Annotated in this window: 23 protein-coding genes and 3 tRNA genes; 15 read left to right on the forward strand and 11 right to left on the reverse strand. The window is 67.7% G+C overall.

Annotation, left to right across the window (positions count from 1 at the left end; all coding sequences use genetic code 11):
* Window positions 1–37: 37 nt before the first annotated feature.
* The gene (gene pdxR / locus K3U96_RS01705; RefSeq protein WP_230982333.1) at window positions 38–1,456 is read right to left on the reverse strand and encodes a MocR-like pyridoxine biosynthesis transcription factor PdxR; all 1,419 of its coding nucleotides are present in this window, start codon (window positions 1,454–1,456) and stop codon (window positions 38–40) included.
* Between the two features lie 49 nt (window positions 1,457–1,505).
* Here pdxR and K3U96_RS01710 point away from each other — a divergent pair, with 49 nt between their 5' ends.
* The gene (locus K3U96_RS01710; protein ID WP_220691862.1) at window positions 1,506–1,964 is read left to right on the forward strand and encodes a carboxymuconolactone decarboxylase family protein; all 459 of its coding nucleotides are present in this window, start codon (window positions 1,506–1,508) and stop codon (window positions 1,962–1,964) included.
* Between the two features lie 53 nt (window positions 1,965–2,017).
* On the opposite strand, the gene wzm is transcribed toward K3U96_RS01710, so the two are convergent.
* The 4 genes from wzm to K3U96_RS01730 are packed head-to-tail and all read right to left on the reverse strand — an operon-like array spanning window position 2,018 to window position 5,135.
* Window positions 2,018–2,848, reverse strand: coding sequence for a galactan export ABC transporter permease subunit Wzm/RfbD (wzm, locus tag K3U96_RS01715; RefSeq protein WP_069407784.1), 831 nt, complete (start codon window positions 2,846–2,848; stop codon window positions 2,018–2,020).
* Window positions 2,845–3,831: a galactofuranosyltransferase GlfT1 gene (glfT1, locus tag K3U96_RS01720; RefSeq protein ID WP_220691863.1), complete on the reverse strand. Its 987-nt coding sequence runs from the start codon at window positions 3,829–3,831 to the stop codon at window positions 2,845–2,847. Before glfT1 ends, wzm begins: the two co-directional genes overlap by 4 nt.
* Entirely contained in the window at window positions 3,828–4,619 is a 792-nt protein-coding gene (wzt, locus tag K3U96_RS01725) for a galactan export ABC transporter ATP-binding subunit Wzt/RfbE (RefSeq protein WP_069407782.1), read from the reverse strand. The genes glfT1 and wzt overlap by 4 nt, the downstream gene beginning before the upstream one ends.
* A 9-nt stretch (window positions 4,620–4,628) precedes the next feature.
* Window positions 4,629–5,135 carry a bacterial proteasome activator family protein gene (locus tag K3U96_RS01730; protein ID WP_220691864.1) on the reverse strand — a complete coding sequence of 169 codons (507 nt, stop codon included), beginning with the start codon at window positions 5,133–5,135 and terminating at the stop codon, window positions 4,629–4,631.
* 367 nt (window positions 5,136–5,502) lie between these two features.
* Between K3U96_RS01730 and K3U96_RS01735 the strand changes: the two genes are divergently transcribed.
* A complete protein-coding gene (locus K3U96_RS01735; protein ID WP_220691865.1) occupies window positions 5,503–6,699 on the forward strand; it encodes a cysteine desulfurase-like protein in 1,197 nt (398 codons plus the stop codon).
* On the opposite strand, the gene K3U96_RS01740 is transcribed toward K3U96_RS01735, so the two are convergent.
* The gene (locus K3U96_RS01740; RefSeq protein ID WP_220691866.1) at window positions 6,691–7,677 is read right to left on the reverse strand and encodes an NAD(P)H-quinone oxidoreductase; all 987 of its coding nucleotides are present in this window, start codon (window positions 7,675–7,677) and stop codon (window positions 6,691–6,693) included. The two genes, K3U96_RS01735 and K3U96_RS01740, sit on opposite strands and share 9 nt — an antisense overlap.
* A gap of 78 nt (window positions 7,678–7,755) precedes the next feature.
* Between K3U96_RS01740 and K3U96_RS01745 the strand changes: the two genes are divergently transcribed.
* From K3U96_RS01745 to K3U96_RS01760, 4 genes are all read left to right on the forward strand, one after another.
* Window positions 7,756–8,268: a MarR family winged helix-turn-helix transcriptional regulator gene (locus K3U96_RS01745; RefSeq protein ID WP_220691867.1), complete on the forward strand. Its 513-nt coding sequence runs from the start codon at window positions 7,756–7,758 to the stop codon at window positions 8,266–8,268.
* 22 nt (window positions 8,269–8,290) lie between these two features.
* Window positions 8,291–8,377 (forward strand) — tRNA-Ser (locus K3U96_RS01750).
* A 112-nt stretch (window positions 8,378–8,489) separates the two neighbouring features.
* On the forward strand, window positions 8,490–8,900 hold the full coding sequence (locus K3U96_RS01755; protein WP_220691868.1) for a hypothetical protein: 411 nt from the start codon (window positions 8,490–8,492) through the stop codon (window positions 8,898–8,900).
* Window positions 8,900–9,811, forward strand: coding sequence for an NAD-dependent epimerase/dehydratase family protein (locus tag K3U96_RS01760; RefSeq protein ID WP_220691869.1), 912 nt, complete (start codon window positions 8,900–8,902; stop codon window positions 9,809–9,811). Before K3U96_RS01755 ends, K3U96_RS01760 begins: the two co-directional genes overlap by 1 nt.
* 1 nt (window position 9,812) lies before the next feature.
* Here K3U96_RS01760 and K3U96_RS01765 read toward each other — a convergent pair whose 3' ends face one another.
* Together K3U96_RS01765 and K3U96_RS01770 are read right to left on the reverse strand one after the other, a co-directional pair.
* Entirely contained in the window at window positions 9,813–10,637 is an 825-nt protein-coding gene (locus K3U96_RS01765; protein ID WP_069407960.1) for a crotonase/enoyl-CoA hydratase family protein, read from the reverse strand.
* Window positions 10,638–10,656: 19 nt separating this feature from the next.
* Complete coding sequence (locus tag K3U96_RS01770) at window positions 10,657–11,091, reverse strand: hypothetical protein (protein ID WP_069407961.1); 435 nt, start codon at window positions 11,089–11,091, stop codon at window positions 10,657–10,659.
* Between the two features lie 41 nt (window positions 11,092–11,132).
* Here K3U96_RS01770 and K3U96_RS01775 point away from each other — a divergent pair, with 41 nt between their 5' ends.
* Window positions 11,133–11,714 carry a TIGR03086 family metal-binding protein gene (locus K3U96_RS01775; protein ID WP_220691870.1) on the forward strand — a complete coding sequence of 194 codons (582 nt, stop codon included), beginning with the start codon at window positions 11,133–11,135 and terminating at the stop codon, window positions 11,712–11,714.
* 9 nt (window positions 11,715–11,723) lie between these two features.
* On the opposite strand, the gene hisC is transcribed toward K3U96_RS01775, so the two are convergent.
* Window positions 11,724–12,779 (reverse strand): histidinol-phosphate transaminase, encoded by a 1,056-nt coding sequence (gene hisC, locus K3U96_RS01780; protein WP_220691871.1) that lies wholly within the window; start codon window positions 12,777–12,779, stop codon window positions 11,724–11,726.
* Window positions 12,780–12,862: 83 nt separating this feature from the next.
* Between hisC and K3U96_RS01785 the strand changes: the two genes are divergently transcribed.
* The 6 genes from K3U96_RS01785 (at window position 12,863) to K3U96_RS01810 (ending at window position 16,146) form a co-directional block, all read left to right on the forward strand.
* Window positions 12,863–12,951: transfer RNA gene (locus K3U96_RS01785), tRNA-Ser, on the forward strand.
* 17 nt (window positions 12,952–12,968) lie between these two features.
* Window positions 12,969–13,041: transfer RNA gene (locus K3U96_RS01790), tRNA-Arg, on the forward strand.
* Between the two features lie 92 nt (window positions 13,042–13,133).
* Entirely contained in the window at window positions 13,134–14,144 is a 1,011-nt protein-coding gene (locus tag K3U96_RS01795) for a prenyltransferase (RefSeq protein WP_069405174.1), read from the forward strand.
* 105 nt (window positions 14,145–14,249) lie between these two features.
* Window positions 14,250–15,227 carry an IS481 family transposase gene (locus K3U96_RS01800; protein WP_220693360.1) on the forward strand — a complete coding sequence of 326 codons (978 nt, stop codon included), beginning with the start codon at window positions 14,250–14,252 and terminating at the stop codon, window positions 15,225–15,227.
* Window positions 15,228–15,236: 9 nt separating this feature from the next.
* Window positions 15,237–15,740 (forward strand): metallophosphoesterase family protein, encoded by a 504-nt coding sequence (locus K3U96_RS01805; protein WP_220691872.1) that lies wholly within the window; start codon window positions 15,237–15,239, stop codon window positions 15,738–15,740.
* Window positions 15,733–16,146: an MmcQ/YjbR family DNA-binding protein gene (locus K3U96_RS01810; RefSeq protein ID WP_069405172.1), complete on the forward strand. Its 414-nt coding sequence runs from the start codon at window positions 15,733–15,735 to the stop codon at window positions 16,144–16,146. The genes K3U96_RS01805 and K3U96_RS01810 overlap by 8 nt, the downstream gene beginning before the upstream one ends.
* Before the next feature lie 6 nt (window positions 16,147–16,152).
* Here the strand turns inward: K3U96_RS01810 and K3U96_RS01815 are convergent, their stop codons facing one another.
* Complete coding sequence (locus tag K3U96_RS01815; protein WP_220691873.1) at window positions 16,153–16,698, reverse strand: cupin domain-containing protein; 546 nt, start codon at window positions 16,696–16,698, stop codon at window positions 16,153–16,155.
* Between the two features lie 51 nt (window positions 16,699–16,749).
* Here K3U96_RS01815 and K3U96_RS01820 point away from each other — a divergent pair, with 51 nt between their 5' ends.
* Complete coding sequence (locus tag K3U96_RS01820) at window positions 16,750–18,627, forward strand: alkyl/aryl-sulfatase (RefSeq protein WP_220691874.1); 1,878 nt, start codon at window positions 16,750–16,752, stop codon at window positions 18,625–18,627.
* A gap of 8 nt (window positions 18,628–18,635) precedes the next feature.
* Here the strand turns inward: K3U96_RS01820 and K3U96_RS01825 are convergent, their stop codons facing one another.
* Window positions 18,636–19,409: an SDR family NAD(P)-dependent oxidoreductase gene (locus tag K3U96_RS01825; RefSeq protein ID WP_220691875.1), complete on the reverse strand. Its 774-nt coding sequence runs from the start codon at window positions 19,407–19,409 to the stop codon at window positions 18,636–18,638.
* 17 nt (window positions 19,410–19,426) lie between these two features.
* Between K3U96_RS01825 and K3U96_RS01830 the strand changes: the two genes are divergently transcribed.
* Window positions 19,427–20,035 (forward strand): histidine phosphatase family protein, encoded by a 609-nt coding sequence (locus K3U96_RS01830; RefSeq protein ID WP_220691876.1) that lies wholly within the window; start codon window positions 19,427–19,429, stop codon window positions 20,033–20,035.
* The last annotated feature ends 15 nt before the right edge of the window (window positions 20,036–20,050 follow it).

Below are 20,050 nucleotides of genomic sequence, written 5' to 3' on the forward strand. Positions count from 1 at the left end.
GCTCGGCCACCGCAGCAGCTTACGGGTCGCCCGCTCGTCAGCGCCGCAGGCCGCTGGACTCGAGCACGTCGCACAGGGCCTGGACGCATCCGGCGAAAGCGTGTTCGGCGGGTGTCCCGAACCCGACGATGACGCCGTCGGGGCGGGGCACGTGCGGCCCGGCGAGCGGATGACGCATCATCGACAGCCCCTCCAGCGCGAGACCCGTGTCGGCCGCGCGGCGCAGCACCTCCGGTTCGGCGCCGTCGGGCAGGGTCAACAGCAGGTTGAGCCCCGCGTTGAGCCCGCTGAGAGTGATGGAAAACGGCTGCAGCGCATCGACGAGCGTGTCGCGGCGGCGCCGGTACCGCAGCCGCATGCGCCGGATGTGCTTGTCGTAGCCGCCGCCTGCGATGAAGTCGGCCATCGTCAGCTGCGAGATCGCGTCCACATAGAACTGCGATCCGCCCGCGGCACCGATGACCGGCTCGACGAGGTCGGCAGGCAACGCCATCCAGCCCAGCCGCAGCGCGGGCGACAGGCTCTTGCTGGCCGAGCCCAGATACACCACCCGGTCCGGGTGCAGCCCCTGCAGCGCGCCCACCGGCTGGCGGTCGTAGCGCAGTTCGCCGTCGTAGTCGTCGTCGAGGACGTACCCGTCGGTGCGTTGCGCCCAGTCGACCACCGCGGTGCGCCGCGTCGGATGCAGCGGCATGCCGAACGGGCTGTGGTGCGCCGGGGTGAGCAGCACCGCGGGCACGTCGAGCGTGTCGAGTTCGCCCACCACCGCGCCACGCTCGTCGACACCGATCGGGGTCGTCGCCATCCCCATCGCCGCGATGACATCGCGAAAGATGAACAGCCCGTAGGCTTCTACGGCGATCGGGCGCTGACCGGAAAACACCCGGGTGAGGATTTCCACGCCGTGGCGCACACCGGCACAGATCACGATCGACTCCGCGCAGGTGCGCACCCCGCGCACCCGTGCCAGGTACTGCGCCAGCGCCTCGCGCAGTTCTTGGCGCCCGCGCGGGTCGCCCATGCGCAGCGCCTCGGTCGGTGCGCGGCCCAGCGCGCGGCGCATCGAGGCGACCCATTCGTTGCGCGGGAACTCCGCGACATCGGGTGAACCGGGCATCAGGTTGTGCGTCGGCACCACCTTCACCCCGCGCGGGCGGGCAGGCGCCTGCGTGCCCGCCGCGTTCACCACCCAGGTGCCCGCACCCTGCCGCGACGCCAGCCAGCCCTCGGCGACCAGTTCGGCATACGCCTCGGCGACGGTGTTGCGGGCCAATCCGAGGTCGACGGCCAGGCTGCGCGACGGCGGCAGCATCGTGCCGGGCGCCAGCCGGCCCGACCGCACGGCGTCGCGCAGGGCGGTGAGCAGCGTTTCCCGCGCACCGCGCGCCCCGGGGGTAATGGCCTGCTTCAGGTCGAGGTGCAGATCCCACGGCCCCGCATTGGCCCATGAAGCCACCGGTGTATTGAACCATGCAGGCGGGACATTACGCACTAGCGTTGGCGGTATGACAACCATCGAGAAAGTCCGTCGGATCAACCTGAACCAGGTGTCGCCCGAGGTGTACGAGGCGATGATCGCGCTGAACAACGCCGCGACCAAGGATCTCGACCCCGACCTGGCCGAGCTGATCAAGATCCGCGCGTCGCAGCTGAACCACTGCGCGTTCTGCCTGGACATGCACACCGCCGACGCACGCAGACGCGGCATCTCCGAGCAGAAGATCACCCTGCTGCCCGCGTGGGCAGAGGCCGAGGGCGTCTACACCGAGCAGGAGCAGGCCGCGCTCGCGTTGACCGAGGAGATCACCGACCTGACCCACCGGCATGTCGCCGACGAGGTGTACGCCAGGGCGGCGGCCGCGTTCTCCGAACGCGAACTCGGTCAAGTGATCGCGATGGCGCTGACCATCAACGCGTGGAACCGTATCGGCGTGACGACCCGCCTCCCCGTGCCCAAGCGGTAATACCGTCGAGGTGTGCGGACCCGGTGTGGGACCTCGCCCGTCCGGCCGGCCCGTTAGACCCAGTACGCGACGCGGGCACGGTACTGGCGCATCGCGAACGCGGCCAGGATCCAGCCGATCACGGTCAACACGATCACCACCACCCAGTGGTGCAGCTCTTGGTCGGCGCCTAGCAGCGGGGCGCGCACGATGTCCAGATAGTGCAGCAGCGGGTTCAACTCGACGATCTTGAGGTAGTCCGCGGCACCCTGCTGTTTGAGGGTGGACTCGTTCCAGATGATCGGCGTCATGAAGAACAGCAACTGAACCAGGCTGACCAGCAGCGGGCTGATGTCGCGGTAGCGGGTGGCCAGGATGCCGAAGCACAACGACACCCACACGCAGTTCAACACGATCAAACCCATCGCCGGGATCACCGCGAGCGCGGTCCACGACCACGGTTTGGGAAAGATGATCGCGATGATCACGAAGATGATCATGTTGTGCCCGAACAGGATCATCTGGCGCCACACCAGGCGGTACACGTGCACCGACAGCGGGGTCGGCAGCTGTTTGATCAGACCCTCGTTGGCGATGAACACCTCGGCGCCCTCGAGGATCGACGCGTTGATCATGTTCCAGATGATCAGCCCGAGCGTGACGTATGGAAGATGTTCGGACAGTTCGAGTTTGAACAGCTTGGAATACAGCAGGCCCATCGCCACGGCGGTGGCGCCAGTGGCGATCGTGATCCAGAACGGCCCCAGCACCGAGCGGCGGTACCGCTGTTTGATGTCCTGCCAGCCCAGGTGCAGCCACAGCTCGCGCTTGGCGAAACCGGCGACCAGGTCGCCCCACGCGCGGCCGAATGTCTTCGACTGCGCGGCGGCGTCGGTGAACGTCATCTCTTTGTCCCGTCGTTCCCCAGCCTCCCCTGCGCTGCGCGCGTGGGCCCATCGGGCGGGTGGTGCCCCCATCGCTCGTCCAGGTGTGCGGGCCTGCCGAACCTCTCCTTACGGCCCGAGCGCCGCAGCCGTATCCACTCCATCAGCCCGGCGGGGTCGCGCCGCGACACCAGGAAGTACCAGCCGAACCGGGCCCACTCCTGAAACTGCAGCCGCCGAAGCCCTGGCTGCGACAGCAGGTAACCGCGGTTGCGGTACGTATAGAAACGTTTAGCAGCGCTTTCCGGATACTGCGTGTGCATCCGGCCCCCGAGGATGGGCTTGAACTCGTCGCCGCCCTGCGGGTGCAGGTAGACCGCGGTCAGGCACGTCCCGAACGGCAGGCCGGAACGCACCAGCCTGCGGTGCAATTCGGTTTCGTCACCGCGGAAGAACAGCCGCAGATCCGGTACCCCGACGGCCTCTAGCGTCGACGCGGCGAACAACGCCCCGTTGAACAGCGAGGCGATTCCCGGCAGCAGGTCCTGCCCGGCGTCGGTGCGCAACTCCTCGACCCGTCGCCGCCACGCCACGCCGCGGCGCAACGGAAACGCCAGCCGGTCCGGTTCGTCGAGGTCGCACACCATCGGCGACACCTCGGCCAGGGCGTGCCTTTTCGCGCATGCCACAAGGGTGCCAAGCACCTCGGAGTCCGCGGGGCGCCCGTCGTCGTCGGCCAACCACAGCCAGTCCGCACCCAACGCCAGCGCGTGCAGCATCCCCAACGCGAAACCGCCTGCGCCACCGAGGTTTCGGCGCGAACCCAGATATGTCGTTGGCACCGGCTGGCCGGCCACCAGTTCGGCCACCCGGGGGTCGTTGTCGTTGTCGACGACGATCAGGTGATCCGGTGCGCGGGTCTGGGCCGTCACCGCCTCCAGCGACTTGGCCAGCTCGTCGACGCGCCGATGGGTGACCACCACGGCGCAGACCGTCTCGGTCATCGCTGGCGCGTTTCTTCGAGCACTTCGCGGACGTGCCGGGCGGCGTCCTCACCCTCGTAGGCGCGGACCACCTCTTCGATGCCGCCGGTCATCTTGACGGTGCCGTGGTCGATCCACATCGCCGTATTGCACAGCCGGGCCAGAAATTCGTTGGAGTGGCTGGCGAACACCAGGATGCCGGAGCGCTCCACGAGCGCCGACAGCCGTGACTGGGCCTTCTTCAAGAACTCGGCATCCACCGCGCCGATACCTTCGTCGAGCAGCAGGATCTCGGGGTCGATGCTGGTCACCACGCCCATCGCCAGGCGCACGCGCATTCCGGTGGAGTACGTGCGCAACGGCATCGACAGGTAGTCACCCAACTCGGTGAACTCGGCGATCTCGTCGATCTTGGCCAGCATCTGCTTGCGGGTCTGCCCGAGGAACAGCCCGCGGATGATGATGTTCTCGAACCCCGAGATCTCGGGGTCCATCCCGACGCCGAGGTCGAACACCGGCGCCACCCGACCGGTCACCGTCGCGACGCCACGGGTGGGTTCGTAGATGCCGGACAGCAGCCGCAACAGCGTCGACTTGCCCGCGCCGTTGTGGCCCACCAGCCCGACGCGGTCACCCAGTTCCAGCGACATGGTGATGTCGCGCAGCGCCTCGATGACGACGACGTTGGACTCGTTGCGTCCGATGGCGCCGCCGGCCTTGCCGAGGAAAGCCTTCTTCAACGAGCGTGACTTGGCGTCGAAGATGGGAAATTCCACCCACGCATTGCGGGTCTCGATACGCGGGACCAATACCGGCTCCTACAGATACTGTCCGGTGCCGTGCCCGCCGCGCGGACCCGCCGGGCCGGCCATCCCGGGCGGCAGCGCGCCCTGACGCATCTGCTCGAGTTGTTGACGCGCCGCCATCTGCTGGGCGAACAGCGCCGTCTGGATGCCGTGGAACAACCCCTCCAGCCAGCCCACCAGCTGTGCCTGCGCGACCCGCAGTTCGGCGTCGGACGGCACGACATCGTCGGTGAACGGCAGCGTCAGCCGCTCGAGCTCCTCGCGCAGTTCGGGCGCCAGGCCGTCCTCCAGTTCGGAGATGCTGGTCCGGTGGATCTCGCGCAGCCGGTTGCGGCTGGCCTCGTCCAGCGGCGCGGCCCGCACCTCTTCGAGCAGCTGCTTGATCATGGTGCCGATGCGCATCACCTTGGCGGGCTGTTCGACGAGGTCGGTCAGCGATTTGCCGTCGGATTCCTGATCGGCCGCCGTGGGATCGCCGCCGATGATTTCGATGTTGTCGTCGTCGCTGTTCGTGGTCATCTCCGTGAAGTTCCCTGTAATGGCCGTGTTATGGGTTCGCGCCGTTCGTAACTTATCTGGCGACAGTAGCCCTTCGATCATCGTGCACGGGTTTGCGCCGGGCACGGCCGGACAGCGGCTACTTGTAGCAAATCGGAATGCAAGTGCTGGCGGCGCCCGGAATTCGGCATGCGAGCAGCCTGCGGGTCACGCACCGGCGCACCGCAATTTGAGGCGGGCAACGCCTGTGCAATTAGGACTCCGCAGCGCTAGCTCACTGGACTACTATGGCCTCGCAGGCGACCCAGCCCGGCAGGGCGGGTGGGGCCGGCATCGACCGAAGTTTCGTGTCGGTTGTGATTTCACACACGGTCAAAGGTGGGCTGGCATGGCATACGACGTCGCCCGGGTGCGGGGCTTGCACCCGTCTCTGGGCGACGGCTGGGTGCATTTCGACGCACAGCACGGGATGCTGCTGCCCGACACCGTCGGCCGGGCGGTGTCCACCGCCTTCCGCGGGTCGATGCCGACCCCGGTGGGGCCGCATCCGTCGGCTCAGCGCAGCGCCGCAGTGCTCAGCGCGGCGCGCCAGGCGGTGGCCGACCTCGTCAACGCCGATCCGCGCGGGGTGGTGTTGGGCCCCGACCGCGCGGTGCTGATGACGGCGCTGGCCGACGCGTCGTCGTCGCGGGTCGGCCTTGGCTACGAGATCGTGGTGACCCGGCTCGACGACGAGGCCAACATCGCCCCCTGGCTGCGCGCCGCGAACCGCTACGGCGCCAAGACCAAGTGGGCCGAGGTCGACATCGAGACGGGCGAACTGCCTACCTGGCAGTGGGAAAGCCTGATCACCCGGCCCACCCGGCTGGTCGCAATCACCTCGGCCTCTTCGACTTTGGGCACGGTCACCGATCTGCGCGCGGTCACCAAACTCGCCCACGATATCGGCGCGCTGGTGGTCGTCGACCATTCCGCGGCCGCACCGTACCGGTTGATCGACATCGACGAGATCGACGCCGACGTGGTGGCCCTGAACGCGGTCGCGTGGGGCGGTCCGCCGATCGGCGCGCTGGTGTTCCGGGATCCGTCGATGATCGACTCGTTCCACTCGGTGTCGTTGAACCCGCACGCTACCGGGCCGGAGCGGCTGGAGGTCGGCACCCATCAGTTCGGCATGCTCGCAGGCGTCGTCGCCAGCATCGACTATCTGGCCGCACTCGACGAATCGGCGAGCGGCACCCGCCGCGAAAGGCTCGCGGTCTCAATGCAATCGGCCGCGACGTACATGGACCGGCTGTTCGAGTACCTGCTGGCCTCGCTGCGGTCGCTGCCGGCGGTGATGGTCATCGGCAGCCCGGAAGTCCGGGTTCCGGTGCTCAGCTTCGCGGTCACCCACGTACCCGCCGAACGGGTGGTGCAGCGGCTCGCCGACAACGGCATCCTGGCGATCTCCAACGCCAGCTCGCGGGTGCTCGACGTCATCGGCGTCAACGACATCGGCGGCGCGGTCACCATCGGGCTGGCGCACTACACCACGTTGGCCGAAGTCGATCAGCTGGTGCGGGCGCTGGCCTCGCTAGGCTGAGCTGTCGTCGACGCGCAGCAGAATCTTGCCTGCGACGTCACCGGATGCCAGCAGTTCGTGTGCGGCGCCGGCCTCTTGAATGGGGAACTCGGCGCCGATAATCGGTCGCACCTGACCACTTTCGACCATCGGCCAGACGTTGGCGATCACCTCGGCGACGACGTCGCTTTTGCTGCCCCGGCCGCTGACCGGGCGGGCCCGCAGCGCGGTGGCGAAGACCCCGCCGCGCTTGCCCAAGAGCTTGCCGATGTTCAGCTCGGCCTTCGCGCCGCCCTGCATGCCGATGATCACCAGCCGGCCGTCGGGCCCGAGCGCGTCGATGTTGCGGTCGAGATAGGCCGCTCCCATGAGGTCGAGGATCACGTCGGCGCCGTCGGACTCGGCGCGGATGCGTTCGACGAAATCCTCGTCGCGGTAGTTGATGGTGATGTCGGCGCCCAACTCCGAGCACAGGTCCAACTTGTTGCGCGATCCCGCGGTGACCGCGACCCGGCAGCCGAGCGCCCGGCCGACCTGCACGGCGTGGGTACCGATGCCGCTTCCGCCGCCGTGCACGAGAACCACCTGGCCGGACCGCAGGCCGGCCGTCATCACCAGGTTCGACCACACCGTGCACGCGACCTCGGGCAGCCCGGCGGCGTGGTGCAGGCTCACCCCGGCGGGAACCGGCATCACCTGCCCGGCCGGGACCGCGACGAACTCGGCGTAACCACCGCCCGCCAGCAAAGCGCAGACCTGTTGACCGACGGACCATTCGGTGACACCGTCGCCGACCGCGGCGATCGTGCCCGAGACCTCGAGGCCCAGGATCTCGCTGGCGCCGGGCGGCGGCGGATACTTGCCTGCGGCCTGAAGCAGGTCGGCGCGGTTGATCCCGGCGGTGTCCACCTTCACCAGGACCTGCCCGTCACCGGCCTCGATGTCGGGTACTTCCTGCCAGGTCAGTCGATTTTCGGTTTCGGCCAAGACAGCATGCATTCAAATAACGCTACTACGCTGGGAAAACAGTATCGCCGATACCTTCCCAGCAATAAAACGAATGTTTACTATGGCGGAATGGAGGGGATCATCGGGGGACGTACTGCCAGTGATATGCCGGGTCTCGACATCGCTGAACAACGGTCGTGGCAAAACTTTCTGGATTCGGCGCTGCGGTTGTACGCGACGCTGAACCGATCTCTGGTCGACGCACACCACCTCACGCTGAACGATGTGCGGCTGCTCGACATTCTCGACAAATCCGCGACCGGGTCCTCGCGCATGGGGGATCTGGCCGACAGTTTGATGTCGCTTCCGAGCCGGGTGACGCGGCAGATCCGGCGGCTGGAATTGCAGGGTCTGGTGCGCCGCGGCGCCAGCCCCGACGACGGGCGCGGCGTGCTGGCCACCATCACCGACGACGGCCGCACGGCGGTGCGCGAAGCGCTGAAAACCTACGGCGAGGGGGTGCGCGTGCACTTCCTCGGCCGGCTGTCGCGCCCGCAGGTCGCCGCGATGGGGGAGAACTGCCGGCGCATCAGCGTGGCACTCAAGAGCGGTGCGCCACCGGCCAAACTCGGCCGGGTGTAACCGGCCCCGTAACCTTGTCGGCGGTGGCGTGGCAGAGCGGCCTAATGCACTCGCCTTGAAAGCGAGAGACGGCTAACACCGTCCGGGGGTTCAAATCCCTCCGCCACCGCGGTACCTCATCGGCGGGTCTCGGCGGCGAGTGTGGGATTGTGTCACGCTTCCGCGGCGAAAACGTGCGGGTAGCCCACGTTCGGCGGTCAACCGCGGACTAGCGTGACCCTATGACGACGTCGCCGGCGCGCACCACGGTCGGGTTCGTCGAGGTAACCCTGGTGGTGTTCGGTCTCTACTCGCTGGCCATCGGGCTGTTCATGATGTTCGCCCCCGGAGCGTTCTTCGACACGCTGGGCACCTTCGGAATCCGCAACGACCACTACATCTTCGACAACGCGACGTTCGAGGTGCCCCAGGGCCTGATGTTGTTGGCGGCGCTGCGCTGGCGGACGTGGCGGGTTCCCGCGCTGGCGTTCGCGACCCTGCACTGGGCGCTGCACACGATCAGCCACGTCGTCGACCCGCATCACGGCGCGGGCGACTGGATCGGGTGGCTGGAGGCCGGCGGCCTGGCGGTCACCACGGTGATTCTGGCGATTGCGTTGCGCGCCAGCATCGTTACCGCAAGGACGGGCTGATGCGCGTGTTGGTCGCCGGTGCGACGAGCGTGCCGGGACTTCCGCTGCTGCGTGAACTGGGTGCCCGCGGTCACGACGTCGTCGGCATGACCCGGTCTTCGGCCAAGACGGCCGAGATCGCGGCGACCGGCGCGCGACCGGTGGTGGGCGATGTGTTCGGCCCGGCCCAGATCGACGCGGTGGTCGCCGACCTTCGGCCCGACGTGGTGATCAGCCTGCTGACCACGCTGCCGAAGCGAGGACCCATGCGGGTCAAGGACTTCGAGCCCGCGCGGAAGCTGTGGGGCAGCGGTGCACCGAATCTGGTGCGCGCCGCCCAGCGCGCCGGTGTGCGACGCGTGGTCGCCGAGTCGGTGCTGTTCGCGTACGGATACGGTTCGACCGGGCCGGCGCTGATCGACGAAACCGATCCGTATCCAGGCCCGCCGCCGCCGGGTGGAGCCGACATGCTCAACGCGCTTCGCGGCATGGAACAGACCGTGCTGACGTCGGGTGAGCACAGCGACACCGAGGGAATCGTGTTGCGCTACGGCGTTTTCTACGGGCCCGACGTACCGCACACCAAGATGTTCACCCGGCTGGTGAAATGGTGGTTGCTGCCCGCGGTCACCGGCTCGGGCGTCGTGTCGTGGATCCACATCGACGATGTCGTCACAGCGACCGCCGATGCCGTGGACAGGGGCCGGGGCGGACAGCTCTACAACATCGTCGACGACCGGCCGCAGTCCTTCGGCGACTACGTGCGCGAGATGGCGGCCGGGCTGCATCGGCCGCGGCCGCTGCCGATCTCGCCGCGGGTGTTCGGGTTGATCGCGCCCTACGGCGCGGCCGCGTTCGGCGACACGTGGTTGCCGCTGTCCAACGCCAAGGCCAAGGCCGAACTCGGCTGGACGCCGCGTCCCCGGGTCTGAACTATTCGCCGGTGAAGTTCGGCGGCCGCTTCCCGAATGCCGCGCTGATGCCCTCGGTGAGGTCCTTCGACGGCAGGAACGCCGAATTCCACGCCGCCACATACCGCAGGCTCTCCGAGACGCGCGCGATGCGCTGCTGGTCGAGCACGTCCTTGACCCCGGCGACCGTGAGCGGCGGGTTGGCGGCGATCTCCGCAGCGGTGGCGTGCGCGGCGGCCAGCGACGCCTCGGCATCGGCGTAGACGTCGTTGACCAGGCCGATCCGCTCGGCCCGCGCGGCGTCGATGTCCTTGCCCGTCAGGGCGAGTTCACGCAGGTGACCGTCGTTGAGGATGAGCGGCAGCCGGGCCAGGCTGCCGACGTCGGCGACCATCGCCAGCTTGATCTCCCGCACCGAGAACTTCGCGTCCGCGCTCGCGTACCGGATGTCGACGGCCGAGATCAGGTCCACCCCGCCGCCGATGCACCAGCCGTGCACCGAGGCGATCGTCGGGGTGCGGCAATCCGCGACGGCGCTGATCGAGCCCTGCATCCGCAGCACTGTGGCGTGGAAGTCCGCCCGCGGCCGCGCTGACGCCCCGTCGGTCAGCACACCGGACAGCGTGTCGCCCATGGCCGGCACGTCGAGCCCATAGCTGAAGTTCTTGCCGGACCCGGTCAACACGATCGCCCGCACGTCGCGATCGGCGTCGAGCTCGGCGAACACCTCCGGCATCTCCGCCCAGAACGCCGGCCCCATGGCGTTGCCCTTACCGGGACCGATCAACGTCACCGTGGCGACGTGATCCGCGATGTCGACGGTGACGGACTCATAGGTCTGGCCCATGGTGCAGAAGGCTAGCGTTCTACGGCGGGCCCCCACCCAGCAGGACGTCGTTTACCGTCGCCGAGGGCAGGAACTGACAGGCGGCTTCGACCAGGATCTGCCCGATCGTCTCGCCGTCGGGACCCAGCGGGTTGTTCTTTTGTTTGAGGATCTCGCGGATCACCGCAAGCCGGCTGGCCTCGTCGAGGCCGGTGAACTCCTTGCACGTCATGGTGAGCGCGTTCGGCGGCGGCGGGACCTGCGGGACGTCGGTGTTGCGGCCGGGCAGCGGGAACTGCGGGATCGGAAGACCCGGCAGGCCGGGCAGCCCCGTCGACGGGGGACGTGTGGTGGTGGTGATCGGCGGCCCGGGTTGGGTGGTCTGCGCGACGGTGCCTTCGGTGGTGCGTTGGCATGCCGTCGTCACGCCGAGCAGGATCAGCGCCGCGGCCGTCAGCCGCACATGCGTCTTCATCTGCGCAACGATATGCGCAGACGCGACGTAGCGTGAGACGCATGCCCGAGGACCTGCGCCAAGGACCCGATTCTCCGCCGACCGACCCGCTGCGCGGCGCCGAGCTGGCGTTCGCCGCGTTGCAGCACGTGCTGCACGGTATCGCCGCCGATGACCTGCACAAGCAGACACCGTGCCGGGACTTCGACGTGGCAGCCTTGACCGATCACCTGATGAACTCGATCACCACGATCGGTGCGATGGCCGGAGCCGAGTTCCCCGAACGCGACCGCGACGACCCGGTGGAGCAGCAGGTCGTGCTGGCGGCGCGCACCGCGCTGGACGCGTGGCACCGCCGCGGCCTGGACGGCACCGTCCCGTTCGGCGGCAACGAGGCGCCCGCCGGCGTCATGGTCGGCGTGCTGTCGCTGGAGTTCCTGGTGCACGCGTGGGATTACGCCACGGCCGTCGGGCGTGAGGTGACTGCCCCGGATTCGTTGTCGGACTACGTGCTCGGGACGGCGCGCAAGATCATCACCCCGCAGGGCCGCACCACGGCGGGCTTCGACGATCCGGTCGAGTTGCCCGACAATGCGTCCGCGCTGGACCGGCTGATCGCGTTCACCGGTCGGCGGCCGGGCTAGCACCGGCGGTCATCGGTCGTCGTTCCAGCGTCGGGCGAATTCGAGGAACGCGTCGTTCTCCTTTGCGGAGGAGACGGTGACGCGCACACCGTCGTCGCCGTAGGGCCGCACGATGATGCGGCTTTCCGCGGACGCTTCGGCGAATTCCCGGGCGCGACCGGGCAGCGGCAGCCACACGAAGTTGGCCTGCGACGGCGGCACCAGGTAACCGGCGTCGCGCAGCGCGTCCGTCACCCGGGCGCGTTCGGCGACGACGGCGTCGGTGCGGGCCAGCAGCTCGTCGGCGGCGTCCAGCGACGCGATGGCCGCGGCTTGGGAGATGCTCGTCGCGGTGAACGGCACATAGACCTTGCCCAGCGCGGTGACGATGTCCGGATCGCCGACCGCATACCCGATCCGCAGTCCCGCCAGCCCGTAGGCCTTCGAAAACGTCCGCAGCACAACGACATTGCGGTGCGCGCGGACCAATCCGAAGCTGTCGGGCAGCAACGGCTCGCGGATGTACTCCACGTAGGCCTCGTCGATGGCGATCAGGATGTGCGGCGGCACCGCGGCGATGAAGCGGGCCAGCTTGTCCGGGTCGACGACCGTGCTGGTCGGGTTGTTGGGGTTGCACACGAAGATCAACCGGGTGCGGTCGGTGATCGCGGCCAGCATCGCGTCGAGGTCGTGGGTGTGGTCGGTCAGCGGCACCTGCACCGGGGTGGCTCCTGCGGTGCGGACCTGCAGGGGATAGATCTCGAAGCTGCGCCAGGCGTAGAGCACCTCGTCGCCGACGGTCGAGGTGATCTGGATCAACTGCTGGCACAGGCTCACCGATCCGCAGCCGACGGAGATGTGCTCAGGGGCGAAGCCGACATGCTCGGCCAGCCGTTCCCTGAGCGCTAAGTAGCCGTTGTCGGGGTAACGGTTGATCGTGTCGATGGCCTTGTCGATGGCCGCGCGCACGCTGGGCAGCGGCCCGTGCACGGTCTCGTTGCTGGCGATCTTGATCGCACCCGGCACCGTCTTGCCCGGAGTGTATGCGGGCAGATCGGCAAGCTCGGGACGCAGACGGGCGGGCACCGGACCAGTCTATGGGGCACCCACCTGCGCTTTGCCTCCCGCTATTGCGGCTGTGTACTCTGTCGGATCGGCGGTAAACGTCAGGAGGCGTGCCAGAGCGGCCGAATGGGGCTCACTGCTAATGAGTTGTCGCCCTCAAAGGCGACCGGAGGTTCAAATCCTCTCGCCTCCGCGAACAATTGAACACATGCGCCCGTAGCTCAACGGATAGAGCATCTGACTACGGATCAGAAGGTTAGGGGTTCGAATCCCTTCGGGCGCGCTCTTCTTCCGGCCGCGAAATAGCAGCCAAGGCTGTTGCGGCGTCATCAGAACAGCCGTATGTGCTATTTCGGGGCGCGTTACCATCGACAAATGGCCGAGGTCCGATCGCGTTCGCGGCTGAGTTCGTGGATGTACGCGCTGCGCACCACCAACCCGCCGCCGGACGGGCGCATCGATTTCGTCACCCGCTGGCTGGTAGTCACCCGCGCGGCGGTGTTGCCGATGACCCTGTTCGCCGGGCTCGTCGCGGCGCTGCTGGCCGTCGGGCAGCCCGGCCTGGACTGGCGCTGGCTGACCCTGGCCATCGTCGGGATCGTGCTGGCGCACATCGCCAACAACCTGATGAACGACCTCTACGACACCAGCACCGGCCTGGACGAGGCCACCTATCCGCGGGCGCTGTACGCCCCGCACCCGGTGCTGTCCGGACTGGTCAGCAAGCGCACCCTGGTGCTGTCGATCCTCGCGGTGAACGTCGCCGACCTCGCGATCCTGGTCGTGCTCACCTGGGCGCGCGGCTGGCCGGTGCTGGCATTCGGGCTGGCCGGCTTCGTGCTCAGCGTCGCCTACACCGCGCCGCCCCTGCGTCTGAAGAAACGCGGTCTCGGTGAACCCGACGTGCTGATCGTGTGGGGCCCGCTGATGGTCTGCGGAACCTACTACTCGGCTGTCGGCTCCGTCGGATGGGACATCGTGCTGGCTGCCATCCCCTACGGCCTGCTGTGCACCACCGTGTTGATGGGCAAGCACATCGACAAGATCCCCTACGACGAACCCCGCGGCATCCGCACCCTGCCCGTCATGCTCGGCGCCACCCGCGCCCGCAGCACCACCCTCGCGATGCTCGTGGGCTTCTACGTTCTGGTCGCCGTCGCGGTGGCACTCGGCGCGATGCCGTGGCCGGCGCTGCTGGTCCTGCTCGCCCTGCCCCGTCTGGTCAAGCTGTGGCCGTACTTCCGCCGCCCGCCGCCCGACGAGCCGCCGCCCAACTTCCCGGTGTGGCCGCTGTGGTACGCCGCGCTGGCATGGGTGCACGTGCGGTTGGCCGGTGCGCTGCTGGTCGTCGGCCTCGCGATCGGCGCCGTGCTTCGCGTCGTCTAGCTGTAATGACCAGGCAGGTTGTGGACGGCGTGGCGTGAGGAAGTAGGTGAGGACCTCCGGTATCGGTGTGGTTACCACACTCACATCGATCACCGAGAGGTCCTCATGTCTCACGCTAATGCCTTGTTGACCCCGAAGGGGCGACTGCGCCTGGCCCGCTGTGTCGTGGATCAGGGTTGGCCGCTGCGCCGGGCTGCTGAGCGGTTCCAATGCTCACCGACCACAGCGAAGAAGTGGGCGGAGCGCTATCGCGTCGGCGGCGTGGCGGCGATGGTCGATCGCTCCAGCCGTCCGTCGGTCAGCCCGAACCGGACTCCGAAGAAGACCGAGCGTCGAATCATCAACCTGCGTTTCACGCGCCGGTGGGGACCACATCGAATTGCCTATCACCTGCACCTATCGCGCTCGACGGTGCAGGCGGTGCTGCGCCGTCACCGGATGCCGCTGCTGCGCCATCTGGATCACAACACCGGCCTGGCGGTACGTCGGCCGACCCCGCACCGGTATGAACATCTGGCGCCGGGGGATCTGGTGCACGTGGACATCAAAAAGCTTGGTCGTATCCCCGATGGTGGCGGGCATCGCAAACTCGGTCGCACGATCGGCAACCGGCACAACAACAAGCACGGCCGCGGCTATGCCTATCTGCATCACGCCGTCGATGACCACTCCCGGTTGGCCTACTCCGAGATTCTCGACGACGAGCGCAAGGAAACCGCCGTAGCCTTCTGGCAGCGGGCCAAACAATCCTTCGCCGAGCATGGCATCGTCATCAAAGCGGTGCTGACTGACAACGGATCCTGTTACCGTTCAAAGCTTTTCGCCCAAGCGCTTGGTTCCGATGTCAAGCATAAGAAGACCCGCCCGTACCGGCCGCAAACCAACGGGAAAGTCGAGCGATTCAACCGCACCCTCAACCAGGAATGGGCCTACGCCCAGACCTACCTCACCGACGAGGCCCGCGCAGCGACCTACCAGGCATGGATTCACCACTACAATCACCACCGACCCCACACCGGCATCAAGGGCAAGACACCTATCGAACGCCTCGACGTTCACAACCTCCCCGCGAAGAACATCTAGCTTGGAGGCGTGCGGCTCCTGCTGATCGCAGATACTCACGTTCCCAAGCGGGCCCGCGATCTGCCCGAGACCGTGTGGGACGAAGTGTCGAAGGCCGACGTCGTGCTGCACGCCGGCGACTGGGTGGCGGCTTCGCTGCTGGACAAGCTCGAGAAACGGGCCAAGCATCTGGTGGCGTGCTGGGGTAACAACGACGGCGCCGAATTGCGCCGCCGGCTGCCCGAACGCGTCGACGTCACCCTCGGCGGGCTGCGCTTCACCGTCGTGCACGAGACCGGCGCCGCAACCGGCCGCGAAGCGCGGATGGCAAAGCAGTACCCCGACACCGACGTGCTGGTGTTCGGCCACAGCCACATCCCGTGGGACACCACCGCGAAAACCGGGCTGCGCCTGCTGAACCCGGGCTCACCCACCGATCGTCGGCGCCAACCGTTCTGCACCTACATGACCGCAACCGTCGCCAACGGGGCGCTGTCCGATGTGCTGGTGCACCCGCTCGAGCGTCATGCGTGACCGGCCGGCCCGCGTCGCCGACGTCCACGACATCGCCGCGGGCATGCCGCACACCACCCGCATCGAAGGGCCGAAGGGTAACGCGATTTACCAGGTCGGCGGCAAGTCGTTCGTGTTCTTCCGCACGCCGCAGCCCGACGCCGAGGATCCGCAGACCGGTGAACGCTACCCCGACGTGATCATGATCTGGGTGGAGTCGGAGGCCGACAAGCTGGCGTTGGTCCAGGACCCCAACTCACCGTTCTTCACCACCGACCGCTTCGACGGGCATCTGTCGGTTCTGGTGCGCGCCAGCCGATTAGGCGAGATCGGCCGTGTCGAGCTGACCGAACTCATCCAGGACGCCTGGTTGTCGCGCGCATCCAACCGGCGCGCCGAACGCTGGCTGGCAGAACACGGGGGATAGTGCGGGTCAGCGCGCCACGCTGGCGTGCGCGGCGCCGCAGATGAACACCGCCATCCGCGCGGGGATGTCACCGGGGTTGCGCCAGCGGTGCCGGGTGCCGTTCTGTACGACGGTGTCGCCCGGCCGCAGCGTCACCTCGGCGCCGTCGTCGAGTTCGAGGACGACGGTGCCCTCCAACACCACCTCGAAGTCGATCGTGTCGGTGGTGTGCATGCCGGGATCCGAGGGATCCATGTACCCGAGCATCCCGGGCAGCAGGTCCTCGATCTCGGCGAGCGCCTTCTCCATGTCCACCGCCCGGGCTTCGGAGGAACCGCGCGACGGCGGCAGCGTGAGCATCGCGAAGCGAAAGCCACCGATGGGCGGAAAGTAACTGTGCCACTGCGGCATCGAGCCGTCGTCGGGAAACTCTGGCGCCTTGTCGCTGCCCCACAACTGATGGAACTCGGCGCCAGGCATCAACCCCGGGCGGGCGGGCTGCACTGTGTCGTCGCTGACGAACACCGACTTTCCTGCGGCGTCGTGTCCGGTGACCACTCGGCGTATCTGCATGGGTGCAGTGAACCACCTCCGCCACGGTCGACGGGTGCATATCGTGGCGGGATGACACAGAAGCCGCCGACCGCCGTCATCGAATCCGCGCACCGCGCACACTTCAGTGACCTGCCGTTCGGCGACACCGCAGACTTCGACGACGCCGACCGCGGATTCCTTGCGGCGCTGAGCCCGTGCGTGATCACCGCCGCCGATGGCAGGGTGGTGTGGGACAACGACGCCTACGCGTTCCTGCACGGCGACGCGCCGACCTCGGTGCACCCCAGCCTGTGGCGGCAAAGCCAATTGTGCGCCAAGCAAGGGCTATACGAGGTCGTCGAGGGCATCTACCAGGTACGCGGATTCGACCTGTCCAACATCAGCTTCATCGAGGGCGACAGCGGCGTCATCGTCATCGACCCGCTGATCTCCACCGAAACCGCGGCCGCCGCGCTCGCCCTGTACCGCGCGCACCGCGGTGATCGGCCCGTCCTCGCGGTCATTTATACCCACAGCCACGTCGACCACTTCGGCGGTGTGCTCGGCGTGACCACCCAGGCCGACGTCGACGCGGGCAAGGTCGCGGTCATCGCACCCGAGCACTTCACCGAACATGCCGTGCAGGAGAACGTCTATGCCGGAACAGCGATGGCCCGGCGCGCCACCTACATGTACGGCACCTCGTTGCCGATCGGCGTGCAGGGCCAGGTCGGCTGCGGCCTCGGCCAACGCACCTCGACCGGTGAGGTCGCGTTGATCGTGCCGACCGTCGACATCAAACACACCGGCGAGACCCACACCGTCGACGGCGTCGAGATCGAGTTCCAGATGGCCCCGGGCACCGAGGCGCCCGCCGAGATGCACTTCTACTTTCCGCGCTACCGCGCGCTGTGCATGGCCGAGAACGCCACGCACAACCTGCACAACCTGTTGACGCTGCGCGGCGCGCTGGTGCGCGACCCGCACGTGTGGGCCGGCTACCTCACCGAGGCGATCGACACGTTCGCGGGCCGCACCGACGTCGTGTTCGCGTCGCATCACTGGCCGACGTGGGGACACGACCGCATCGTCGACTACCTGTCGGTGCAACGAGATCTGTACGCCTATCTGCACGATCAGACGCTGCGAATGCTCAACCAGGGCTTCACCGGCGTCGAGATCGCCGAGCAGTTCCAGTTGCCGCCCGCACTGCACAAGGCCTGGCACACCCACGGCTACTACGGCTCGGTCAGCCACAACGTCAAGGCGGTCTACCAGCGCTACATGGGCTGGTTCGACGGCAATCCCGGCCGGCTGTGGCCGCACCCGCCCGACGCGATCGGGCCGCGCTACGTGGCGGCGATGGGCGGCGCCGACCGCGTCGTCGAGCTCGCCAAAGAAGCCTTCGACTCCGGTGATTTTCGCTGGGCGGCAACGCTTCTCGACCACGTCATCTTCACCGACGAGAACCATCGCGGGGCGCGCGAACTCTACGCCGACACGCTGGAACAGCTGGCCTACGGCGCGGAGAACGCCGTGTGGCGCAACTTCTTCCTGTCCGGGGCCACCGAACTGCGCGACGGTAACTTCGGCACCGCCACCCAGTCGACGTCGCCGACACTGCTGGCCCAGCTCACCCCGGAGCAGGTCTTCGACAGCCTCGCCCTCAACGTAAACGGCCCCCGGGCATGGGATCTGGACATCGCCGTGGACGTGGTGTTCCTCGACGCCGGTACGAACTACCGGTTGACGTTGCGCAACGGGGTGCTGGTGCACCGCAAGGTGCCCGCCGACGAGGCCACCGCGCACGCCACCGTCAAGCTTGCGAACAAGTTGCGGCTCTTGGCGTTTGCCGCCGGCGACAACGATTCGCCCGGCCTAAAGATCACCGGTGACGGTGCGGCGCTGACGTCGCTGCTGGCGGCGGTGGACCGGCCCGATCCGGCGTTCAACATCGTCACGCCCTGACCGCCCGATTACGGAATTCCGCCGTCCACGCGGATGATCGACCCCGAGGTGTAGCTGGACGCATCCGACATCAGATACAAAGCCGCGCCGATGATCTCGGGTGGATTGCCGAGCCGCTTCAACGCGAAGTGCTGCGCACCCTTCGTCGTCGCGGGAATGTCCCAGGCCTTGCTGATGTCGGTCAGAAACGGCCCGGGCATCAGCGTGTTGACCCGCACCGTCGGCCCGTACGCCAGCGCCAACCCCTCGGTCAACGCGTTGAGCCCGGCCTTGGCCGCCGAATACGGCAGCTGCGCGGGCTGCGGGCGCCGCGACCCGCTGGAGCTGACGTTGATGATCGACCCGCCGCCGTCGGCCACCATCCGTTCCCCGACCAGCGCCGACAGCCGGAACGGGCCCTTGAGGTTGAGGTTGATCACCGAGTCGAACAGCTTCTCGGTGACCGAGCTCAGCGATTCGTACAGCGGCGACATGCCCGCGTTGTTGATCAGCACGTCGACCTTGCCGAACTGCTCGTAGGAGGCGGCCACCAACCCGTCGAGCTCATCCCACCGGCCGACGTGCACCTGATAGGGGAACGCCTTGCGGCCCGTCGCCTCGGCGATCTCCGAGGCGGTGGCCACGCAGGTGTCGTATTTGCGGCTGGCGATGACCACGTCGGCGCCGCAGTGCGCGGCCGCGAACGCCATCTCCCGGCCGAGCCCGCGGCTGCCGCCGGTGACCAACACCACCCGGTCGGTCAAATCGAAAAGGTCAGCTGCAAATCCCTTGTCGGATCCCATCGCTCTATGGTGTCACGGTGCAGTTGCTACTCATCCGGCATGCGTTGCCGCACCGCAGTGAACCGGGGCAGGGCTCCGATCCCGACCTGTCCGCAGAGGGCGTCGAACAGGCGGCGAGGCTGCCCGACGCACTGGCACGGTTCCCGATCACCCGGCTGCTCAGCAGCCCGCAGCGCCGCGCGATCCAGACCGCGCAGCCGGTCGCCGACGCGCTGGGCCTTCCGGTCGAAATCGATGCGCGGCTCGCCGAATACGACCGGGACCTCGCGCACTACATCCCGATCGAGCAGATCGCCGCGGAGTTCCCCGAGGAGCTGGCCCGGCTGGCCAGCGGACACCTGCCCAGCAGCGTGGACGAGGGCGCGTTCCTGGCCCGCATCAACGAGGCCGTCCAGGACGCGGTGGCCGCGGGCAGCCACGAGGACACTGTCGCGGTGTTCAGCCACGGCGGCGTGATCAACGGCCTGCTGCACACGATCCTGCGCACCGAGAAGGTGCTGTGCGTCAATGTCGACTACGCCGGCGTCACCCGGCTGCTGTCCTCCCGCGAGGGTCCGCTGTACGTGGCGTCGGTGAACGGCACCGAACACGTATGGGATCTGCTGCCGCGAAACCTTCGGTGGTGAGCGCTTGCGCGAACC

The sequence above is a fragment of the Mycolicibacterium holsaticum DSM 44478 = JCM 12374 genome (genome assembly GCF_019645835.1).
GTDB lineage: Bacteria > Actinomycetota > Actinomycetes > Mycobacteriales > Mycobacteriaceae > Mycobacterium > Mycobacterium holsaticum.